This is a genomic window from Streptococcus sp. Marseille-Q5986, from assembly GCF_946902915.1.
Taxonomy (GTDB): domain Bacteria; phylum Bacillota; class Bacilli; order Lactobacillales; family Streptococcaceae; genus Streptococcus.
Genome location: NZ_CAMPPY010000001.1, coordinates 467,522 through 488,215 on the forward strand (window position 1 = coordinate 467,522; position 20,694 = coordinate 488,215).

Consider the following 20,694-nt stretch of genomic DNA (forward strand, 5'->3'; position numbering starts at 1 on the left):
TTCGTTTTTGCTTGAATGGTAAGATTTACAGAGGAAAATCTAAAAAAATAGAGAAATTTAGACTTTCGAAATATGCTATAATAAAGAAAATAAAAACAAGAGGTTTATCATGACAAAATTATATGGAAGCTTGGAAGCGGGCGGTACAAAGTTTGTCTGTGCTGTCGGTGATGAAAACTTTAACGTTGTAGAAAAAACACAATTTCCAACAACAACTCCAATCGAAACAATCGATAAAACCATTGAGTTCTTCTCGAAATTCGATAATCTTGCTGGTCTTGCAGTCGGTTCATTTGGTCCCATTGATATTGATAAAAACTCAAAAACTTATGGCTTTATCACAACGACTCCAAAACCAAACTGGGCAAATGTGGACTTGCTTGGTGCCCTTCGTCGTGCCCTCAACGTGCCAATGTACTTCACTACAGACGTAAACAGCTCTGCTTATGGTGAAGTGGTTGCCCGTAACAATGCTGGTGGTCGTATCGAAAACTTGGTTTACTACACCATCGGTACAGGTATCGGTGCAGGTGTTATCCAACGTGGTGAATTTATCGGTGGTGTGGGTCACCCTGAGATGGGTCATTATTATGTTGCTAGACACCCAATGGATATTGAAAAAGAGTTTAAGGGTGTTTGTCCTTTCCATAAGGGATGTTTGGAAGGCTATGCAGCTGGTCCAAGTTTGGAAGCTCGTACAGGTGTACGTGGGGAAAACATTGAACTCAACAACCCTGTTTGGGATGTTCAAGCCTACTATATCGCTCAAGCTGCAGTCAATGCTACAGTGACTTTCCGTCCAGACGTAATCGTCTTTGGTGGTGGGGTCATGGCTCAACAACACATGCTGGACCGTGTCCGTGAGAAATTCACTGCTCTTTTCAATGGTTACCCACCAGTACCAGACGTGCGTGACTACATTGTCACTCCAGCAGTCGCAGGCAATGGTTCCGCTACACTTGGAAACTTTGTCCTTGCTAAGGGTGTCGCAAAATAAAACAAGAGTCTGGGACAAAAGTCTAACCTTAAATGTAAAAAGCGAACAAAACGAGTTATCTGACATTCAGAATTCGGTCTTGTTCGCTTTTTTGTCTAATCTATCGATTTTAAAAATTTATAATAAAAAATTCCTAAAATCAAAATCTTTTTGTCTCAGGCTCTTGAAGACAATGTTTTTTGAGCCTTTCCTTAAGTGATTACGGACGGTAGCGACTTTCTTCGAAATTCCATACCTAAACTTTGAGCCTAATGTCTCAAAGTTTCCCAACACTTGAAACTATTCGATTTCAGGTGTTTCTATCACGGCGGAAAGCCTAGATAAGTCCTCGACTCACTATCGAAAAATAGGTATGATTTCCATACCAAAGTATATTTATACTCTTCGAAAATCTCTTCAAACCGCGTCAACGTCGCCTTGCTGTAGATATATGTAACTGACCTCGTCAGTCTTATCTACAACCTCAAAGCAGTGCTTTGAGCAACCTGCGGCTAGTTTCCTGGTTTGTTCTGTGATTTTCATTGAGTATTAGAATCAAGCTATAGTCAATCTACGCTTTCAAAATCCTCTTGGGAAACCAAACGGATTTTTTATATGTCAAAGCATTTGCCAGAAGAAGTCGATAATATAGGTCAGACCGTAGGTATAAACCACGAGGGTAAAGGGTTTGGTCAGAACGATGATGATCATATAGCGCTTGAAGCTCATCTTGGTCAGGGCGGCCAGCATACAGAGAAAGTCAGCTGGACTAATTGGCCAAATCATCATAAAGATAAAGAAACGGTCAAAACGATTGCCCTTGTCCAACCAGCCGATATACTTGTCATAGGTGCGCTTGCTGACGATAGACTGGACAAAGGCAGCACCATAGAGGCGCACCAGATAAAAGATAATGGCACAGCCAATCACGATGCCGATGTAGTTGTAGATTGTCCCGATGATGTGACCGTAGATAAAGACCCCAGCCACCGAGGTCAAGGCTCCAGGAATGATAGGGACGACCGTCTGTAAAATCTGTAAAAAGATAAAGAGAGGTGGCCCCCAGATGCCTGCCTGCTGGATAAAGGCAGATAGGGTTTCCTTAGACTGTAAAATCCCAGCCTGATAAGCCCAAATACAGAAAATCAAACTCCCAACCCCACCGACAATCGATGAGATATTGATAACCTGCTGCAGAAGTGGGGAAACAGCTTTCATTTGTTTATCCTGTGACATGTTAACTCCTCGTAGATAGTATAATTCTACTATACCATATTTTGGAGGAGAAAGGGGGAATGAGTATTTTTGATGAGAAATAGATGGGAATACAGGTCTTCGAGACTTAGAATATGTCTGTTTCCTAAAGTTTACATGCATTCTAGGTTTAGAATGATTGTAATTCCATTGATTTAAAAGTATTCTAAGCTTCGAATGGCTTATCTGAGAAAGTTTTGAGGTCTTCTAGCTTTCGAATAGTTGTCTTACTTAAAGTTTATATGTATTCTAAAGCTAGAAGAGTTAAAATCTATAAATAGTAAGGGTCTCTATCTGATGGACGGAGTGTATGTCCAGTCAGATAGAGATTTTTTAATTTGGAAATGTCTGATTTGTCCTAAAAAGTACATTTGAGATGGAAATAATGACAGTTGAGCGGATGAGGGATAAATCTTTTAAAGTAACTGTTAGAATTAATTTAAAAGATTACATAGTGGAAAATAGAAAGGATATCATCATGACAAAAATATACGCTATTCGCCCTCTTAGTTACAGTAACTTTACCAACCGTGAGTTTGAAAGTCTGATGATGGATACTCATCAAAGCTTGGCGACTTTTTCTAAGGCAAACAAGGATGAGGGCATGTATGCCAAACATTTGGAACCTTTCAAGACCAAGCTCGATGATTTTCAAGCTCAACTTGCGGCGGTGGAGACGAAAGAGTCTAGCAATCTGACAGAAGTCGATCGCAATCGTGATAGTGCCTTGGTCGGTCTCTTTACCCTTCATAGAGGATTTGCTAAGATTAAGGATGCCAAGCTCAAAGAAGCTCATGAGACTCTGAAACCAGTCTTTGCTAAGTATAAGGACATCACTAAGCATAGCAACGATGTGGAAACGGCAGAAATCAAGAGCCTTCTCAAAACGCTTAGTGAGACACCCTATCATGAGGCAGTTATCATCCTAGGACTAACCCCTATGCTGACGGCGGTGATCAATGTTCAAGAGGAATATGATCAAGTGGAAAGTAAGGCGCGTGCTCACAAGTCTGCCAAGGAAGTTGGCAAGACCAGACAACTCCGTACCGAACTTTCAACTAGTTACGACCTCTTTATGCGCTATACCGCAGCCAGTGCAGAAGCCTATCCTGAAAAGGAACACCTGACTCAACTCCTCAAGGAACTCAATAGCATCCGAGATAGCAAGCGACGTCTCATCATTAGCAACAAGAAAGATAAAAAGACCAAACCAGCAGAACCAGCCCAAGCAGCAGGATAAGGACAACCCCTTAGAAGCGGATTTCTAAGGGGATTTTTGTGACTTTACCTTTTATTAGGAGTTAAGAAAGATTTTCATGTTATAATGTAAGTTAATAGACCTATTGGAGAATTGAAATGAAACTAGCAATAGAGAAAATTAATAAATTTCAGGATGATCGGGATTGGAGAAAATTTCACAATGAAAAAGATTTAGCTATATCCATCTTGCTGGAAGCTAGTGAACTTCTAGAATTGTTCCAATGGAAGCAGCCTGAAGAAGTTACCACAAAATCTCTTGAAAGAATTAAAGAAGAACTAGCGGATGTGCTAATATATTCAGTGATGTTAGCTGATAATTTACAACTGGATATAGAGCAGATTATTGAAGAAAAATTAGAAAAAAATAAAGCGAAATATCTTGTTAAATTAAGTAAGGGAAGTAATAAAAAATATACTGAATTATAGTGTTGAGTAACTGATATGAGTAAAATATTGAAACCAGTAATTGAAGAAGTAAAATATGAAAGTGGTTCATTAGGCACTTTACAGGAAATTTTAAAAATCAGTTTTCGTGATGAAAACAAAATGCTATTGTTTGAATATCCGACTATATATTGTAAATGATAAAAAGTCAGATGGTTATAGTGTTTATGTAGGTGAAACAACAGATATTGTACGTCGCACAAATCAACATTTAGGTGAAATTAGAGAAGATTGGGCTAAATTTTCAAAATCAAATACTACTAAAATGTTTGTTATAGGTTACCATCACTTTAATAAGTCTTTGACACTAGATATTGAGAATAGACTAATGTTGTATTTATTAAGCGTTGATAATGTTTCAAATGTTCAAAATAGGCGAGGAATCCTCAAAATAAATATTATATTTCTGATGAGCTTGATGAGATTTTTACCAAAATTTGGAGTTCGTTAAATAAGAAAAATAAGTATTTATTTCCAGTAGAAAGTATTGTTAGAAATTCTGCAATTTTTAAATCTTCCCCATTTCATAAATTAACCAATGAGCAATTAAAAGCACAAAATGAAATCATTTTTAAAATTACATCAGCACTTAGTAAGAGCGAGTTTGGAACTTTAATCTTGGTTAAAGGAGAAGCTGGTGCTGGTAAAACTGTTTTGATGAGTTCTTTAATCGATGAACTATTAAATTCTGATGACACGGATTTCCTAAGAGAAAATAATGCAATTAATTTGGTTGTTAATCATGACGATCAATTGAGTGTCTATAAAGAAATAGAGAAAAAGCTTGAATGAAAGAGTGGTTCAACTCTTAATGTTGCTATGAAACCAACTCAGTTTTTAAAGGCACTAAAAAAGCAAGATGCTAATGCTGGTATAGTTGTTATTGACGAAGGACACTTACTTTTGACTGCAAACAATCAAGCTTATCAAGGTGGTAATCATTTAAAAGATATACTATCAAAATCGAAAGTAGTAGTTTTAGTGTACGATGATAATCAAATAATGAATAAATCTCAAATATGGGTAGATGATTCATTTTTGACTTTACAACATCAAGCGAGGTTGTCTGGCAATTTAATTGAATTAAATAATCAAATGCGTATAAAAGCTAGTGAATCTACAATTAGTTGGATTAGAAATATTATTGATAAAAGAGAAATTAGCAAATTAAAAGAAGACAATAACTATGATATCCAGATATTTAATTCTCCCAAGGAAGTACAGGATGCTATTAAATTAAAAGATAAGAATCGGCATTTAGGGATTTCTAGGTTAATAGCAACTTATAACTGGGAATATAGTAGTCAATCTAAACCTGGAGAAAATATAAAGATAGTTATAAATATAGATATAAAGATGAATATAAAAATTATTGGTGTGTGGAAATAGAAGGCTGGTTATGTCCTTGGAATAGAGAATTGAGTAGGGGTAGGAAAAACTCTAAATGTTCTTGGATTGAACAACCACAAACTATTGATGAAGTAGAATCCGCTTTTACTGTGCAAGGTTTTGATTTGAATTATGCTAGAGTCATTATTGATCCATCGGTTAAATATAGAGATGGTAAAATTAAGTTTGATATCTCTGCTAGTAAAAATAAAGGAGCAGTTCAAAATAGGAAACTCGAAAATGGTGAAATGAAAAATTTTGGTGAAGATCTTTTAAAAAATGAATTAAATGTTTTGCTTACAAGAGGAGTAAATGGACTCTATATCTATGCAGTAGATGAAGAACTTCAAGCGGCTTTAAAAAAGGCAATTTTATAAGATCATAAGATAGGAATAGATATTTATAAATCCAAATATGGTATAATGTCAATTATGAATAATAACCAACATGGCCTTTGCCAGCAACTCTAGGCTAGGAACAAGTATCTCGTTTTGAGTCATTCTAGCAATATTTACAATGAGATTCGTCAATACTTGAAGAATGAACAGGTGGAGGTGAGTCTGGTTCAAGAGATGATTGACCGTGCCAGCCAAATCCCAGAACATAGGGGTTAGGTTTGCAATGCCTTTCAGCATATTTGGGGCTATTTCAAAAAGAAAGCGACAGAAACTGAGCGCAAGGACTATATGCTTTTGCTGGCTCGCTACCGCTTTGGTCAAGCTTCTAAGGAAGATGTGATTGATAAGACTAGAGATTTGCTTAAACTTTATCCGAATACCTACTTGCAACATTCGACTTTACTGAAAGGAGACTCCCATGAGACTTTGGCATGAGGCTTTGATTTCACAGTTTCCGCGTCCTCAACTTTTGGGGCAACATCGAGAATGCTGCGCCCTGCGTGGTAATGGCTGGGGCAAAAAGCATGCTACGGTGGACCATGTCTTTACCCACTCGCCCTATCACCTCTATACCTATCATCGCTTGATCATGGAGGAGATGGCTAACCGTGGCTACAATGTTAGTCCAGAGTGGCTGGACAAGAACTACCGTGGTAAGACCTGCCCTCCTTATGAAGATTTGGTAGAGGAGAAGTTGCCTAGTCCTATATACAGCGAACATGACGATGCCTGCTATGAGGAGTGTCTGGCTAATCTCCATGACAAGGGGATAGAGCTATAGTCTTTTCTAATAGCAAGTCATAGTCACTTATAAGAATTACTAATAACACGTTTGAGCATTCTAACTAAAATACAGCCACAAAATAGGCTACGCAAAGGATTTGAGACATAAGTCTCAAGTCTTTTTCTTTAGTTTAAAATAGTGATATAGTTTCAAACTATATCAAAGCCTAATTTTTTACAATTATACAGACACTTTCTTTTCTGTTAAGATAATTTCAACAACAAATTTTGGAGGACACATCATGTCGACTACGATCATTGGTTTCCCTCGTTTGGGCGAATTCCGCGAATTGAAATTTACAACTGAAAAATACTTTAGAAAAGAAATCTCAGAAGAAGAACTCTTGGCAGCAGCAAAAGACTTGCGTGCTAAACACTGGAACATTGTCAAAGAAAAAGGCATCACTGAAATCCCATCAAATGACTTTTCTCACTATAACAACTTTCTAGATGCAGCTTTCCTTTTCAACGTGGTCCCTGCTTCTGTTCAAAACTTGGACTTGTCTGATCTTGAGCGTTACTTTGCTTTGGGGCGTGGTTACCAAGGAGAAAAAGGGGATATGCGTGCCCTTCCGATGAAGAAATGGTTCAACACCAACTACCACTACATCGTTCCTAAATTTGAAAAAGACACTCAAGTAAAATTGGCTGGTCACAAGATCTTTGATGAGTTCCAAGAAGCAAAAGAACTTGGATTGAACACTCGTCCTGTCCTTGTAGGTCCATTCACTTTCCTTCAATTATCAGACTTTGAAGAAGGCGTGAAAGCAGAAGACTTCGTAGATAGCTTAGTGGTTGCTTACCAAGATGTTTTTGCTAAATTGGCTGAACTTGGTGCGACTCGTATTCAACTGGACGAAGCGGCTCTTGTCAAAGATTTGACAGCTGAAGAAAAAGCTCTCTTCTTGAACCTCTACAACAAGCTTTTGGCTGACAAGAAAGGTCTTGAAGTCTTGCTTCAAACTTACTTCGGTGATGTTCGTGACGTCTACGCTGACCTTGTAAACTTGCCAGTTGATGCCATTGGTTTGGACTTCGTTGAAGGTAAGAAAACTCTTGAACTCGTTAAAGGTGGTTTCCCAGCTGACAAGACTCTCTATGCAGGTATCGTCAATGGTAAAAACATCTGGCGCAACAACTACGAAAAGAGCTTGGCTGTTCTTGAGCAAATCCCAGCTGAAAACATCGTTTTGACAAGCTCATGCTCACTTCTTCATGTGCCATTTACAACTGCTAACGAAGAATTTGAACCAGCAATCTTGAACCACTTTGCTTTTGCAGTAGAAAAATTGGAAGAACTTCGTGACTTGGATGCTATCCGCAATGGTCAAGGTGCAGAAGCACTTGCAGCTAACAAAGAACTCTTTGCGACTGAACGTGTTGGTGAAAATGCGGAACTTCGCGTTCGTATCGCTGGCTTGACAGACGCAGACTACACTCGTTTGCCAGCCTTTGCAGAACGTGAAGCTATCCAAGAAGAAGCTTTCAAACTTCCAGCTCTTCCAACAACAACTATCGGTTCATTCCCTCAAACTAAGGAAGTCCGTGCCAAACGTTTGGCTTACCGTAAGGGTGAATTGTCTCAAGAAGAGTACGATGCTTTCCTTGCTGAAACGATCGATGAATGGATCAAATGGCAAGAAGATATCGACTTTGATGTCCTTGTTCACGGTGAATTTGAGCGTAATGACATGGTTGAGTACTTCGGTCAAAACTTGTCAGGATACCTCTTCTCTAAAAATGGTTGGGTACAATCATACGGTATGCGTGGGGTGAAACCACCAATCATCTGGGGTGATGTCACTCGCCTTAACCCTATCACTGTTAAATGGTCTAGCTATGCACAAAGCCGTACAAACAAACCTGTTAAAGGTATGTTGACTGGACCTGTTACCATTCTCAACTGGTCATTCCCACGCGAAGACATCTCTATCAAGGATTCTACTCTTCAAATCGCCCTTGCTATCAAGGATGAAGTGCTGAACCTTGAAGCTGCTGGTGTGAAAATCATCCAAATCGACGAGGCTGCTCTTCGTGAAAAATTGCCACTCCGTCGTAGCGACTGGTATGAAGACTACCTTGACTGGGCAATTCCTGCCTTCCGCTTGGTACACTCAACAGTAGCGCCAGATACACAAATCCACACTCACATGTGTTACTCAGAATTTACAGATATCATTCCAGCTATCGACAACTTGGATGCGGACGTTATCTCATTTGAGGCTAGCCGTTCAAACCTTGAAATCTTGGACGAACTCAAAGCGAAAAACTTCCAAACAGAAGTGGGACCTGGGGTTTACGATATCCACTCACCTCGTGTGCCAAATGAAGGCGAAATCGACCACACAATCGAAGCTATCCTTGCTAAAGTGCCAAGCAAGAAAGTTTGGATCAACCCTGACTGTGGTTTGAAAACACGTGGTATTCCAGAAACAAAAGAAAGCTTGATCCGCCTTGTTGAAGCAGCTAAAGCTGCGCGTGAGAAATTGTAAGATAAGGATTTCTCCCTACAACGGTTGTTCAAAATGAAATCAAAAAGAAAAGGATAAGGACTATGTCACGCCAAACACCGTCACTCTCATTTGAAGTGTTCCCTCCAAACCCAGCAGTGGGTAATGATAAAATTATTTCTGCTCTTCAAGATATGCAGGAGTTGGCCCCTCACTTTATCAGTGTAACTGCCAGCAATAATAAATTTAATATCAAGGAAACGACGGTTCGTTTGGCTGACTTTATCCAAAATGACTTGGCGATTCCGACTATTGCTCACTTGCCAGCCATTTATTTGACTAAGGACAAGGTGGCTGAAACCATTGCTGACTTGGACAAGGTTGGGGTGCAGAAAATCTTGGCTTTGCGTGGGGATATTATTCCAGATGTGGAGCCACAGAAGGATTTCCGCTACGCAACCGACTTGATCGAGTTCATCAAGGAACAAGCTCCTCACTTTGATATTGTTGGGGCTTGTTATCCAGAAGGGCATCCAGATTCACCAAATCAGATTTCAGATATTCAAAATCTTAAGAAGAAAGTGGATGCAGGTTGTTCGAGCCTTGTAACTCAGCTTTTCTTTGACAATGAGCGCTTCTATGATTTCCAAGACAAGTGCATCTTGGCTGGGATTGATGTTCCTATTCATGCAGGGATTATGCCAATTCTGAATCGAAATCAGGCTATCCGCCTATTGAAGACTTGTGAGAATATCCATCTTCCACGCAAATTTAAAGCCATTTTAGACAAGTATGAGCATGACCCTGAGTCGCTCAGAGCAGCAGGACTTGCCTATGCAGTGGACCAAATCGTGGATTTGGTAACTCAGGATGTTGCAGGTGTGCATCTCTACACTATGAACAATGCGGATACAGCAAAATACATCCACCAAGCAACCCATGCCTTGTTTAATCATCAGTCTCTAGGATAATAAAAGTAAACCATTCTTCTCAGGTGAGGGGAATGGTTTACTTTTTAATGGTAAAGACCGTACTTTTTAAGAAAAATATGATAAAATAGACTCTGTACGTACTTGATACAAAGATGAGGGTATTAAAGTTTTAAAGGCTTTGTCGATTCTCAATTTTATGACAGAAATTTTTTCATAATTTATTCTTTTCAGTATTTAGTTTGAGCGACACGAACGAGTCAAATCGATGTTATTTGACGAGAGAGTTAGTAAAGCATTTAGCTAATCGCCTAATAGCGGTTAGCGTGAAAGGATTAGATGCTTTAGTGTCAAACCTTTCTAATGATTTGTATCTTGATTAATTGAACCCGGCCGAAAAGCTGTGTAAAAAAGATAAACTGTCTTGTCTTCATCGAAGACTTCGTCAGTTTCCTATTTTTACTTTGCTTTTGACGTCCTTGGTATCTTGAGAATTGAACACGCCTACAACTCTTTGGAAAAAGATAAATCTGCCTAGGAGCAGTCGCTCCGTCGTTCGATTTCCTATTTTCCTTTGAGTTGCTTGACGGCTTAGTATCTTGAGTAATTGAACACGGGCTAAATCCCTAGTGAAAAAGATAGATTTCCTGGTGTGCATCGCACACTGCGTCAATCTCCTATTTTCATACGGGATTCTTTACGCCCTTTGTATCCTGATTTTTGTAGGCAAGGCGTATAATTTCATCAATCCAAAGGGGATTAAAATGACAAAACAAGTGTTTCAAACGACTTTTGCGGGTCGTGAGTTGATCGTAGAGACTGGTCAGGTTGCTAAGCAAGCAAATGGCTCTGTTGTCGTGCGTTACGGTGAGTCAACTGTATTGACTGCTGCCGTTATGTCTAAGAAAATGGCGACTGGGGATTTCTTCCCTCTTCAAGTCAACTATGAAGAAAAAATGTATGCGGCTGGGAAATTTCCTGGCGGCTTTATGAAACGTGAAGGACGTCCTTCAACAGATGCGACTTTGACAGCGCGTTTGATTGACCGTCCAATCCGTCCGATGTTTGCGGAAGGTTTCCGTAACGAAGTGCAAGTCATCAACACAGTTCTTTCTTACGATGAAAATGCATCTGCACCAATGGCGGCTATGTTTGGTTCATCATTGGCATTATCTATCTCAGATATTCCATTTGACGGACCAATCGCTGGGGTACAAGTGGGTTATGTTGATGGCCAAATCATTATCAACCCGACTCAAGAACAGGCAGAGCAATCGCTTCTTGAATTGACAGTAGCTGGGACCAAGCATGCTATCAACATGGTTGAGTCTGGTGCCAAAGAATTGTCAGAAGAAATCATGTTGGAAGCTCTTCTCAAAGGGCATGAAGCAGTCAAAGAATTGATTGCCTTCCAAGAAGAAATCGTTGCTGCTGTCGGTAAGGAAAAAGCAGAAGTAGAATTGCTTCATGTGGACACTGAATTACAGGCTGAAATCATCGCAGCCTACAACAGCGACCTCCAAAAAGCAGTTCAAGTGGAAGAAAAATTAGCTCGTGAAGCTGCAACTCAAGCAGTTAAAGACCAAGTAACAGCAGTTTACGAAGAAAAATATGCAGACCATGAAGAATTTGAACGCATCATGCGTGATGTGGCTGAAATCTTGGAACAAATGGAACATGCTGAAGTGCGCCGTTTGATTACAGAAGACAAGGTGCGTCCTGACGGTCGTAAGGTTGATGAAATCCGCCCTTTAGATGCGCAGGTTGACTATCTTCCTCGTGTACATGGTTCCGGTCTTTTCACTCGTGGACAAACTCAAGCTCTTTCAGTTTTGACTTTGGCTCCGATGGGAGAAACTCAAATCATCGATGGTTTGGATCCAGAGTACAAGAAACGCTTTATGCACCACTATAACTTCCCACAATACTCTGTAGGGGAAACTGGTCGTTACGGTGCGCCTGGTCGTCGTGAAATTGGTCACGGTGCTCTCGGTGAGCGTGCCCTTGCTCAAGTCTTGCCTAGTTTGGAAGAATTTCCATACGCGATCCGCTTGGTAGCTGAAGTATTAGAATCAAACGGTTCATCTTCTCAAGCCTCTATCTGTGCGGGAACTCTTGCCCTTATGGCTGGTGGTGTGCCAATCAAGGCGCCAGTAGCAGGGATTGCTATGGGTCTCATCTCAGATGGAAATAACTACACAGTATTGACAGATATCCAAGGTTTGGAAGATCACTTTGGAGACATGGACTTTAAGGTTGCCGGTACTCGTGAGGGGATTACAGCCCTTCAAATGGATATCAAGATTCAAGGGATCACTGCAGAAATCTTGACTGAGGCCCTTGCTCAAGCCAAGAAAGCGCGTTTTGAAATCCTTGATGTGATTGAAGCAACCATCCCAGAAGTGCGTCCAGAATTGGCTCCAACTGCTCCGAAAATTGATACCATCAAGATTGATGTCGACAAGATCAAGATTGTCATCGGTAAGGGTGGAGAAACTATCGACAAGATTATTGCTGAGACAGGCGTTAAGATTGATATCGACGAAGAAGGTAATGTGTCCATCTACTCTAGCGACCAAGATGCCATTAACCGTACCAAAGAAATCATTGCTGGTTTGGTTCGTGAAGCAAAAGTGGATGAAGTTTACCATGCTAAGGTTGTTCGTATCGAGAAATTTGGAGCCTTTGTCAACCTCTTTGATAAGACAGATGCACTTGTGCACATTTCTGAAATGGCTTGGACTCGTACCAACCGTGTCGAGGACTTGGTAGCTATCGGTGATGAAGTCGATGTTAAGGTTATCAAGATTGATGAAAAAGGCCGTATTGATGCCTCTATGAAAGCTCTTCTTCCTCGTCCTCCAAAACCTGAGCATGATGAAAAAGGTGAAAAGTCTGAGCGACCTCACCGTCCACGTCACCATAAGGACCACAAACCTAAGAAAGAAGTTACAGAAACACCAAAAGATTCAGAATAAGAAAAGGAGAAATGTATGGGATGGTGGCGCGAAACCATTGATATTGTAAAAGAAAATGATCCAGCGGCACGCAACAGTTTGGAAGTTTTGCTGACTTATCCAGGTGTCAAGGCCTTAGCTGCCCACCGTCTCTCGCATTTTCTATGGAAGCACGGCTTCAAACTCCTGGCTCGGATGCACAGTCAGTTTTGGCGTTTTTGGACCCAAATCGAGATTCATCCGGGTGCCCAGATTGACTCAGGTGTTTTTATCGACCATGGCTCAGGTCTGGTGATTGGAGAGACAGCGATTGTTGAAAAAGGCGTTCTTCTCTATCACGGAGTGACTCTTGGTGGAACAGGGAAGGATGTTGGCAAACGCCATCCGACTGTGCGTAAAGGAGCTCTCATATCAGCCCATGCCCAAGTCATCGGACCGGTAGAAATCGGTGAAAATGCTAAGGTCGGTGCAGCAGCAGTTGTCGTCGCAGACGTACCTAGTGATGTGACGGTTGTCGGTATTCCGGCCAAGATTGTCCGTGTTCATGGAAAGAAAGATGAGCCAGTCATTCACGAAGTCGAAGAAAAACGAGAGTATTACGTCAATAAACTCGAGCAGGCTAAAGAAGCCAGTCACAGATCGTCTGGGCTGTAGAGGATACCTATATGATTCAAGCAAGAAATAAGTTGAGCCAAGAAGAGTTATCTGAGGCGAAAAAATTAATTGACTGTTGTCAAGCCTATGATGGAACTTATCGTGATCCCTATCTCTCTAACATGCTTAATTTTGACCCCAACATGCCCGCCTTTTTCCTTTATTATGAAAAAGGCGAACTTGTTGGTCTATTAACTGTCTATGCTGATGACCAAGATGTGGAAGTGACGATACTGGTTCATCCAAATCATCGCCGTCAGGGAATTGCGCGTGCTTTGTTTACGAGTTTTGAGAAAGAAACGGCTCCTTTCCCTATTCATTCAGTTACTTTTCAGACAGAACGTATTTTTCTAGAGCGTCATCCTGATTTTGTCAGCAACTGGGGATTGGTCGAGGAAGAAGAGACAGAAACCTGGTTAGGTAAGGATAGAAGACCTTATCCGTTAGCAAAACTTTCCAATCTTGAAGTTTTGTTAGCAGATAGTTCGTATCAGGAGCAAATTAGCCAGTTAAAATTTCAGGCATTTTCAGGGGAACATGAATCGAGAGAAGTTGTGGATAGATATGTCACCGAAGCTCTGAAAGATCCAGAAAGCCGCCTATATATTTTAGTAAAAGACGGTCAGGTTATTGGAACTTGCACGGTAGATTTATCGACTAATACGAATTACTTCTACGGTTTAGCAATATCTGAACTCGAACGTGGGAAAGGCTATGGAAGCTACTTAGCAAAATCTCTAGTCAACCAACTGATTGAGCAAAATGATAAGGGGTTCCAAATTGCAGTAGAGGATAGCAACGTAGGTGCCAAACGCTTATATGAAAAGATTGGCTTTGTCAAACAGACACAGGTAGTTTATCTGAATGAGAAAGGAGCAAGGGATTCCGAAGTCTAGAGAGATTCGGACTGAAATTCAATTGAACTCTTAGTGATGAAACTAAGTGTTCTTGAATTTTGGCTTTCCTGACTATTATTTTATGATTAAAATCTATGATACCATGTCTCGTGATTTGCGAGAATTTGTCCCGATTGAGGACGGCAAAGTCAAGATGTATGTTTGTGGACCAACCGTGTATAACTATATCCATGTGGGGAATGCCCGTTCAACAGTGGCTTTTGATACCATTCGACGTTATTTTGAATACCGTGGGTATGAGGTTACCTATATTTCCAACTTCACGGATGTGGATGATAAGATTATCAATCGCGCCAAGGAAGAAGGCATCACGCCTCAGGAGGTTGCGGACAAGTACATCGCTGCCTTTCGTGAGGATGTGACGGCCTTGGGTGTCAAACCTGCGACTCGCCATCCGCGTGTGGTGGAGTTTATGGTGGATATTATCCGTTTTGTGGAAGATTTGATTGAAAAAGGCTATGCTTATGAGAGCCAGGGGGATGTCTATTTCCGTGTGGAAAAATCCCACAACTATGCTAAATTGGCCAATAAAACCTTGGAAGATTTGGAACTAGGTGCTTCAGGTCGGACAGATGAGGAGACCGCCCGTAAGGAAAATCCTGTAGACTTTGCCCTTTGGAAATCTGCTAAACCAGGCGAGATTTCTTGGGATAGTCCTTGGGGACATGGTCGTCCAGGCTGGCATATCGAGTGTTCGGTCATGTCGACAGAAATTTTGGGCGATACTATTGATATCCACGGTGGGGGAGCTGACCTAGAGTTTCCTCACCATACCAATGAAATTGCCCAGTCTGAAGCTAAAACAGGAAAGACTTTTGCCAACTACTGGATGCACAATGGCTTTGTCAATATCGACAATGTCAAGATGTCCAAGTCCTTGGGCAACTTTATTACCGTACATGATGCCCTTAAAACCCTCGATGGGCAAGTGCTTCGTTTCTTCTTTGCGACTCAACACTACCGCAAGCCAATCAACTTTACGGAAAAAGCGGTGCGGGATGCAGAGACTAATCTCAAGTATCTGAAAAACACCTATGAGCAACCATTTACTGGAACTGTAGATGTTCAAGAGTTACAGGACTTTAAAGATAAGTTTGTAGCTGTTATGGATGAGGATTTCAACTCTGCCAACGGTATCACAGTAGTCTTTGAAATGGCCAAATGGATCAACTCAGGAAACTATGATGCAAGTGTTAAGGAAGCTCTTGCAGATATGTTGGAAGTCTTTGGAATCGTCTTTATTGAGGAAGTTTTGGATGCAGAAGTTGAAGCCTTAATCCAAAAACGTCAAGAGGCGCGTGCGAAGCGTGACTTTGCAACAGCAGACCAAATCCGTGACCAATTGGCTGCTCAAGGAATTAAGCTCCTTGACACCAAAGATGGAGTGAGGTGGACTCGTGATTGATGTCAATCTCATTAATGGGATTGCGCTGGCTTTTGAGGGAGATGCCGTTTACTCCATGTATATTCGCCGCCATCTCATCCTTAAAGGTATGACCAAACCCAATAAACTCCACCAAGAGGCGACCAAGTATGTCTCAGCCAAGGCTCAGGCTCGCTTGATTGCTCTCATGCTAGAGGACCATATTCTCACTGAAAAAGAAGAAGAAATCTATAAACGTGGGCGCAATACCAATAGCCACACAAAGGCTAAAAATGCGGATGTCGTTACCTACCGCATGTCTACAGGTTTTGAAGCCGTGATGGGCTATCTCCATCTGACTGAAAATATGGAGCGTCTAGAGACCATAATTTCTTGGTGCATCCAAAAAGTGGAGGGCTAGAATATGATTGCAAAGGAATTACAAGACTGGTTTCCTGAAGCTCAGATTTCAGATCAGCCGATTGAGAAACTAGGCTATCTCACTCTCCCTTTAGATTCTCAGCAGTGGATTTTACTGGAGGAAGCTGGTCTCAGCGAGCGTGAAAAGCAGTTGGTTGCTCTTTTGACGCAGCAGGAGCAGGCTCGTTCTCTCAATCCTTGGTATCCCTATCTGATCGAGGGAAAGGGGCAGGCACCTCAAACTTTTAAAAAGATACAACTGGTTTATTATCATCTATCCTATTATCAGCAGGAAAATCTAGCCTCTTGGCTGGATATGATGCGGACTCTTTTTCCTAATTGTCAGACGGTGCTACAGGTCGGAGCTCAGGATTATGTATTTGTGCTTCAACAAGATAAGTACACCTCTGTTCGCTCTATCTTATCTGATACGATTGAAGCGGTTGAGTATGACTTTGGTCTTCGTCTGTCTATCATGTTAGGCCAGGTTTGGTCTCAAACAGGTCATCAAGTCCTATCCGACTTGATCAAAGCGGAGCGGGATTTGTTTAAGACTTGGTGGCGTCAGGGTCACCAAGGTGTTCATACCTTTTCACAGCTCTATCTTTGGAGTATGGGGGAAAGACTTGTGGACCTGAGAGTCATTAAAGAATGCCTGCACCAGATGATTTTGGATCAAGATCAGATTCAGGAAATCATACTCTCTCTTTGGGAAAACAGTGCGGTCTTAACCAAAACAGCCCAGCAACTCTACCTGCACCGCAATTCTCTTCAATACAAGATTGATAGATGGGAAGAATTGACAGGGCTTCAGTTGAAGAAATTGTCAGACCTGACCTTGTGTTATCAGCTGATTTTACCAGATATTCTCTAAAGTTTTGTGCAAGTTGCACAGAACTTTTTTATTTTTTTGGTCACCTTGCCATAGAAATGTAAAGCGTTTTCATCTATAATAAAACTATCAAAAGACAAAAGGAGTTCACCTCATGGTAGAATTGAATCTTAAAAATATTTACAAAAAATATCCAAACAGCGAACACTATTCAGTTGAAGACTTCAACTTGGACATCAAAGACAAAGAATTTATCGTTTTCGTAGGTCCTTCTGGATGTGGTAAATCAACAACTCTTCGTATGATTGCTGGTCTTGAAGACATCACAGAAGGTACTGCATCTATCGATGGCGTTGTTGTCAACGACGTAGCTCCAAAAGACCGTGATATTGCCATGGTATTCCAAAACTACGCTCTTTACCCACACATGACTGTATATGACAACATGGCTTTCGGTTTGAAATTGCGTAAATACAGCAAAGAAGACATCGACAAACGTGTTCAAGAAGCAGCAGCAATCCTTGGTTTGAAAGAATTCTTGGATCGTAAACCTGCTGACCTTTCAGGTGGTCAACGTCAACGTGTTGCCATGGGGCGTGCGATTGTCCGTGATGCAAAAGTATTCTTGATGGACGAACCTTTGTCAAACTTGGATGCCAAACTTCGTGTATCAATGCGTGCTGAGATTGCTAAAATTCACCGTCGTATCGGAGCTACAACTATCTACGTAACCCACGACCAAACAGAAGCGATGACACTTGCGGACCGTATCGTTATCATGTCAGCAACTAAGAACCCTGCTGGTACAGGTACTATCGGACGTGTAGAACAAATTGGTACTCCTCAAGAAGTTTACAAAAACCCAGTTAATAAATTCGTTGCAGGATTCATCGGAAGCCCAGCAATGAACTTCATCAACGTGAAATTGGTTGGTAGCGAAATTGTTTCAGACGGTTTCCGCTTGAAAGTGCCAGAAGGAGCATTGAAAGTTCTTCGTGAAAAAGGCTACGAAGGTAAAGAATTGATCTTCGGTATCCGTCCAGAAGACGTGAATGCAGAACCTGCTTTCCTTGAAACATTCCCAGAATCAGTTGTCAAAGCTACTATTTCCGTATCAGAATTGCTTGGTTCAGAATCTCACCTTTACTGCCAAGTTGGTAAAGACGAATTTGTTGCCAAAGTGGATGCTCGTGACTACTTGCAAACAGGTGCAACAGTTGAACTTGGATTTGACTTGAACAAAGCACACTTCTTCGACGTAGAAACTGAAAAGACAGTTTACTAAACAAATGAAATGTCAAAACACTGCTAGAGCAATCTAGCAGTGTTTTTCTTTTAAATGCTTGTTATTGGTATAAAAACGGTTTTTTCTAGTTTTCATATCCTTAAAAAAGTGATAAAATGGTAGGAAGAATTGGAGAGTATAGATGCCGAAAGAAGTGAATTTGACGGGCGATCAGGTAGTCGCTTTAACGAGAGAATATTTAACAAAGGAAGATGTTGTTTTTGTACAAAAAGCATTGATTTACGCACTTGATTGTCATAGTGGGCAGTTTCGGAAATCAGGAGAGCCCTATATTATCCATCCCATTCAGGTAGCAGGAATTCTGGCTAAGCTCAAGCTGGATGCCGTAACCGTTGCCTGTGGTTTTTTGCATGACGTGGTTGAGGATACAGATGCGACACTGGATGATCTGGAGAGAGAGTTCGGTCATGATGTTCGGATTATCGTTGATGGGGTGACCAAGCTTGGTAAGGTTGAGTACAAATCACTCGAGGAACAATTGGCTGAAAATCACCGCAAGATGCTTATGGCCATGTCAGAGGATATCCGTGTTATCTTGGTTAAATTATCGGACCGTTTGCACAATATGCGGACTCTCAAACACCTACGAAAGGACAAGCAAGAACGTATCTCCAGAGAAACTATGGAAATTTACGCACCACTTGCTCATCGTCTAGGGATTTCCAGTGTCAAGTGGGAGTTGGAAGATCTATCTTTCCGTTACCTTAATCCAACTGAGTTTTACAAGATCACCCACATGATGAAGGAAAAACGCAGGGAACGTGAGGCTTTGGTCGATGAAGTCGTAACCAAGTTGGAAGAGTACGCTACCGAACGCAATCTCAAAGGGAAAATCTATGGTCGTCCTAAGCATATCTATTCGATCTATCGCAAGATGCAGGATAAGAAGAAACGCTTTGAGGAAATCTATGATCTGATTGCCATTCGTTGTATTTTGGATACCCAAAGTGATGTTTATGCCATGCTTGGTTATGTGCATGAACTTTGGAAACCCATGCCCGGTCGCTTTAAAGACTATATCGCCAATCGTAAGGCCAACGGTTACCAGTCTATCCATACGACCGTCTATGGACCAAAGGGGCCGATTGAATTCCAGATTCGGACCAAGGAAATGCACGAGGTGGCTGAGTACGGGGTAGCAGCTCACTGGGCATATAAGAAAGGCATTAAGGGGCAGGTTAATAGCAAAGAATCAGCTATCGGTATGAACTGGATCAAGGAGATGATGGAACTTCAAGATCAGTCCAATGATGCCAAGGATTTCGTAGAGACGGTCAAAGAGAATTACCTAGCTGAAGAAATCTATGTCTTTACTCCAGACGGGGCGGTTCGTTCACTTCCAAAGGATTCTGGACCGATTGACTTTGCTTATGAAATCCATACAAAAGTCGGTGAAAAAGCGACGGGTGCCAAGGTCAATGGTCGTATGGTTCCATTGACGACCAAGTTAAAAACAGGTGACCAGGTTGAAATTATCACCAATCCAAATTCCTTTGGGCCAAGCCGTGACTGGCTCAACATGGTTAAAACCAGCAAGGCGCGTAACAAGATTCGTCAGTTCTTTAAAAACCAAGATAAGGAATTGTCTGTCAACAAGGGTCGTGAAATGCTGATGGCCCAGTTCCAAGAAAATGGCTATGTGGCCAATAAATTCATGGACAAGCGTCATATGGACGAGGTCCTTCAAAAGACCAGCTACAAGACAGAGGAAGCTCTCTATGCAGCCATTGGTTTTGGAGAAATTGGCGCTATTACCGTCTTTAACCGTTTGACGGAAAAGGAACGTCGTGAGGAAGAACGCGCTAAGGCCAAGGCGGAAGCAGAAGAACTGGTTAAGGGTGGCGAAGTCAAGGTTGAAAACAAAGAAACCCTCAAGGTTAAGCATGAGGGCGGAGTAGTCATCCAAGGTGCTTCTGGGCTCTTGATCAGGATTGCCAAGTGTTGTAATCCAGTGCCGGGTGACGACATTGTCGGCTACATTACCAAGGGTCGTGGTGTAGCTATTCACCGTGTGGACTGTATGAATCTCCGTGCCCAAGAAAACTATGAGCAACGTCTCCTTGATGTGGAATGGGAAGATCAATTCTCAAGCAAGGAATATACTGCCCACATCGATATCTATGGTCTCAACCGTACAGGGCTCTTAAATGATGTTCTGCAAGTTCTCTCCAACACAACTAAGAATATCTCAACCGTTAACGCCCAACCAACCAAGGATATGAAATTTGCCAATATCCATGTCTCCTTTGGTATTTCCAACCTCTCTACACTGACTACAGTCGTGGATAAGATTAAGAGTGTACCAGAGATCTACTCTGTTAAACGGACCAACGGCTAATTCTCCCTTCAGTTACTAGAAAGG

Annotated in this window: 17 protein-coding genes and 2 pseudogenes; 18 read left to right on the forward strand and 1 reads right to left on the reverse strand. The window is 41.4% G+C overall.

Annotation, left to right across the window (positions count from 1 at the left end; genetic code table 11):
* Nucleotides 1-109 precede the first annotated feature (109 nt).
* Entirely contained in the window at nucleotides 110-997 is an 888-nt protein-coding gene (gene scrK / locus OVN21_RS02505; protein WP_267247137.1) for a fructokinase ScrK, read from the forward strand.
* Between the two features lie 597 nt (nucleotides 998-1,594).
* On the opposite strand, the gene OVN21_RS02510 is transcribed toward scrK, so the two are convergent.
* The gene (locus OVN21_RS02510) at nucleotides 1,595-2,212 is read right to left on the reverse strand and encodes a TVP38/TMEM64 family protein (RefSeq protein WP_267247138.1); all 618 of its coding nucleotides are present in this window, start codon (nucleotides 2,210-2,212) and stop codon (nucleotides 1,595-1,597) included.
* A 496-nt stretch (nucleotides 2,213-2,708) separates the two neighbouring features.
* On the opposite strand from OVN21_RS02510, the gene OVN21_RS02515 reads away from it, so the two are divergent.
* The 17 genes and pseudogenes from OVN21_RS02515 to OVN21_RS02585 all read left to right on the forward strand — a co-directional run bounded on the left by OVN21_RS02515 (nucleotide 2,709) and on the right by OVN21_RS02585 (nucleotide 20,670).
* Nucleotides 2,709-3,470, forward strand: a complete 762-nt coding sequence (locus OVN21_RS02515; protein WP_267247139.1) for a DUF6261 family protein — start codon at nucleotides 2,709-2,711, stop codon at nucleotides 3,468-3,470.
* Nucleotides 3,471-3,586: 116 nt separating this feature from the next.
* Nucleotides 3,587-3,916 (forward strand): MazG-like family protein, encoded by a 330-nt coding sequence (locus OVN21_RS02520; RefSeq protein ID WP_267247140.1) that lies wholly within the window; start codon nucleotides 3,587-3,589, stop codon nucleotides 3,914-3,916.
* Between the two features lie 109 nt (nucleotides 3,917-4,025).
* Nucleotides 4,026-4,385, forward strand: coding sequence for a GIY-YIG nuclease family protein (locus OVN21_RS11040; protein ID WP_323743846.1), 360 nt, complete (start codon nucleotides 4,026-4,028; stop codon nucleotides 4,383-4,385).
* Nucleotides 4,386-4,591: 206 nt separating this feature from the next.
* A pseudogene (locus OVN21_RS11045) lies at nucleotides 4,592-5,323 on the forward strand (DNA/RNA helicase domain-containing protein).
* Complete coding sequence (locus OVN21_RS11050; RefSeq protein WP_323743847.1) at nucleotides 5,314-5,700, forward strand: DNA/RNA helicase domain-containing protein; 387 nt, start codon at nucleotides 5,314-5,316, stop codon at nucleotides 5,698-5,700. The pseudogene OVN21_RS11045 and the gene OVN21_RS11050 overlap by 10 nt, the downstream one beginning before the upstream one ends.
* 114 nt (nucleotides 5,701-5,814) lie before the next feature.
* Nucleotides 5,815-6,156 (forward strand): annotated as a pseudogene (locus tag OVN21_RS02530) (YbgA family protein).
* Nucleotides 6,140-6,502: a TIGR02328 family protein gene (locus tag OVN21_RS02535; protein ID WP_267247141.1), complete on the forward strand. Its 363-nt coding sequence runs from the start codon at nucleotides 6,140-6,142 to the stop codon at nucleotides 6,500-6,502. The pseudogene OVN21_RS02530 and the gene OVN21_RS02535 overlap by 17 nt, the downstream one beginning before the upstream one ends.
* Nucleotides 6,503-6,746: 244 nt before the next feature.
* Nucleotides 6,747-8,996 (forward strand): 5-methyltetrahydropteroyltriglutamate--homocysteine S-methyltransferase, encoded by a 2,250-nt coding sequence (gene metE / locus OVN21_RS02540; protein WP_267247142.1) that lies wholly within the window; start codon nucleotides 6,747-6,749, stop codon nucleotides 8,994-8,996.
* A 62-nt stretch (nucleotides 8,997-9,058) separates the two neighbouring features.
* Nucleotides 9,059-9,925: a methylenetetrahydrofolate reductase [NAD(P)H] gene (gene metF, locus OVN21_RS02545; RefSeq protein ID WP_267247143.1), complete on the forward strand. Its 867-nt coding sequence runs from the start codon at nucleotides 9,059-9,061 to the stop codon at nucleotides 9,923-9,925.
* Nucleotides 9,926-10,647: 722 nt separating this feature from the next.
* A complete protein-coding gene (pnp, locus tag OVN21_RS02550; RefSeq protein WP_267247144.1) occupies nucleotides 10,648-12,861 on the forward strand; it encodes a polyribonucleotide nucleotidyltransferase in 2,214 nt (737 codons plus the stop codon).
* 15 nt (nucleotides 12,862-12,876) lie between these two features.
* Nucleotides 12,877-13,494 carry a serine O-acetyltransferase gene (gene cysE, locus OVN21_RS02555; RefSeq protein WP_267247145.1) on the forward strand — a complete coding sequence of 206 codons (618 nt, stop codon included), beginning with the start codon at nucleotides 12,877-12,879 and terminating at the stop codon, nucleotides 13,492-13,494.
* An 11-nt stretch (nucleotides 13,495-13,505) separates the two neighbouring features.
* Nucleotides 13,506-14,390 carry a GNAT family N-acetyltransferase gene (locus OVN21_RS02560; protein WP_267247146.1) on the forward strand — a complete coding sequence of 295 codons (885 nt, stop codon included), beginning with the start codon at nucleotides 13,506-13,508 and terminating at the stop codon, nucleotides 14,388-14,390.
* An 82-nt stretch (nucleotides 14,391-14,472) separates the two neighbouring features.
* On the forward strand, nucleotides 14,473-15,816 hold the full coding sequence (gene cysS / locus OVN21_RS02565) for a cysteine--tRNA ligase (RefSeq protein ID WP_267247147.1): 1,344 nt from the start codon (nucleotides 14,473-14,475) through the stop codon (nucleotides 15,814-15,816).
* Complete coding sequence (locus tag OVN21_RS02570) at nucleotides 15,809-16,195, forward strand: Mini-ribonuclease 3 (protein WP_267247148.1); 387 nt, start codon at nucleotides 15,809-15,811, stop codon at nucleotides 16,193-16,195. The genes cysS and OVN21_RS02570 overlap by 8 nt, the downstream gene beginning before the upstream one ends.
* Before the next feature lie 3 nt (nucleotides 16,196-16,198).
* Nucleotides 16,199-17,068, forward strand: a complete 870-nt coding sequence (locus OVN21_RS02575; RefSeq protein ID WP_267247149.1) for a PucR family transcriptional regulator — start codon at nucleotides 16,199-16,201, stop codon at nucleotides 17,066-17,068.
* Nucleotides 17,069-17,180: 112 nt separating this feature from the next.
* Nucleotides 17,181-18,311, forward strand: a complete 1,131-nt coding sequence (locus tag OVN21_RS02580; protein ID WP_000229945.1) for an ABC transporter ATP-binding protein — start codon at nucleotides 17,181-17,183, stop codon at nucleotides 18,309-18,311.
* A 142-nt stretch (nucleotides 18,312-18,453) separates the two neighbouring features.
* A complete protein-coding gene (locus tag OVN21_RS02585) occupies nucleotides 18,454-20,670 on the forward strand; it encodes a RelA/SpoT family protein (protein WP_267247150.1) in 2,217 nt (738 codons plus the stop codon).
* Nucleotides 20,671-20,694 lie beyond the last annotated feature (24 nt).

Bases quoted from the DNA above. Each gene is read 5' to 3' on its own strand.
- cysE (WP_267247145.1), top strand. From the start codon at position 12,877: ATGGGATGGTGGCGCGAAACCATTGATATTGTAAAAGAAAATGATCCA.
- OVN21_RS02535 (WP_267247141.1), top strand. From the start codon at position 6,140: ATGAGACTTTGGCATGAGGCTTTGATTTCACAGTTTCCGCGTCCTCAA.
- metE (WP_267247142.1), top strand. From the start codon at position 6,747: ATGTCGACTACGATCATTGGTTTCCCTCGTTTGGGCGAATTCCGCGAA.
- pnp (WP_267247144.1), top strand. From the start codon at position 10,648: ATGACAAAACAAGTGTTTCAAACGACTTTTGCGGGTCGTGAGTTGATC.
- scrK (WP_267247137.1), top strand. From the start codon at position 110: ATGACAAAATTATATGGAAGCTTGGAAGCGGGCGGTACAAAGTTTGTC.
- OVN21_RS02575 (WP_267247149.1), top strand. From the start codon at position 16,199: ATGATTGCAAAGGAATTACAAGACTGGTTTCCTGAAGCTCAGATTTCA.
- OVN21_RS02520 (WP_267247140.1), top strand. From the start codon at position 3,587: ATGAAACTAGCAATAGAGAAAATTAATAAATTTCAGGATGATCGGGAT.
- OVN21_RS02510 (WP_267247138.1), bottom strand. From the start codon at position 2,212: ATGTCACAGGATAAACAAATGAAAGCTGTTTCCCCACTTCTGCAGCAG.
- OVN21_RS02515 (WP_267247139.1), top strand. From the start codon at position 2,709: ATGACAAAAATATACGCTATTCGCCCTCTTAGTTACAGTAACTTTACC.
- cysS (WP_267247147.1), top strand. From the start codon at position 14,473: ATGATTAAAATCTATGATACCATGTCTCGTGATTTGCGAGAATTTGTC.
- OVN21_RS02580 (WP_000229945.1), top strand. From the start codon at position 17,181: ATGGTAGAATTGAATCTTAAAAATATTTACAAAAAATATCCAAACAGC.
- OVN21_RS02585 (WP_267247150.1), top strand. From the start codon at position 18,454: ATGCCGAAAGAAGTGAATTTGACGGGCGATCAGGTAGTCGCTTTAACG.
- OVN21_RS11040 (WP_323743846.1), top strand. From the start codon at position 4,026: ATGAAAACAAAATGCTATTGTTTGAATATCCGACTATATATTGTAAAT.
- OVN21_RS02560 (WP_267247146.1), top strand. From the start codon at position 13,506: ATGATTCAAGCAAGAAATAAGTTGAGCCAAGAAGAGTTATCTGAGGCG.
- metF (WP_267247143.1), top strand. From the start codon at position 9,059: ATGTCACGCCAAACACCGTCACTCTCATTTGAAGTGTTCCCTCCAAAC.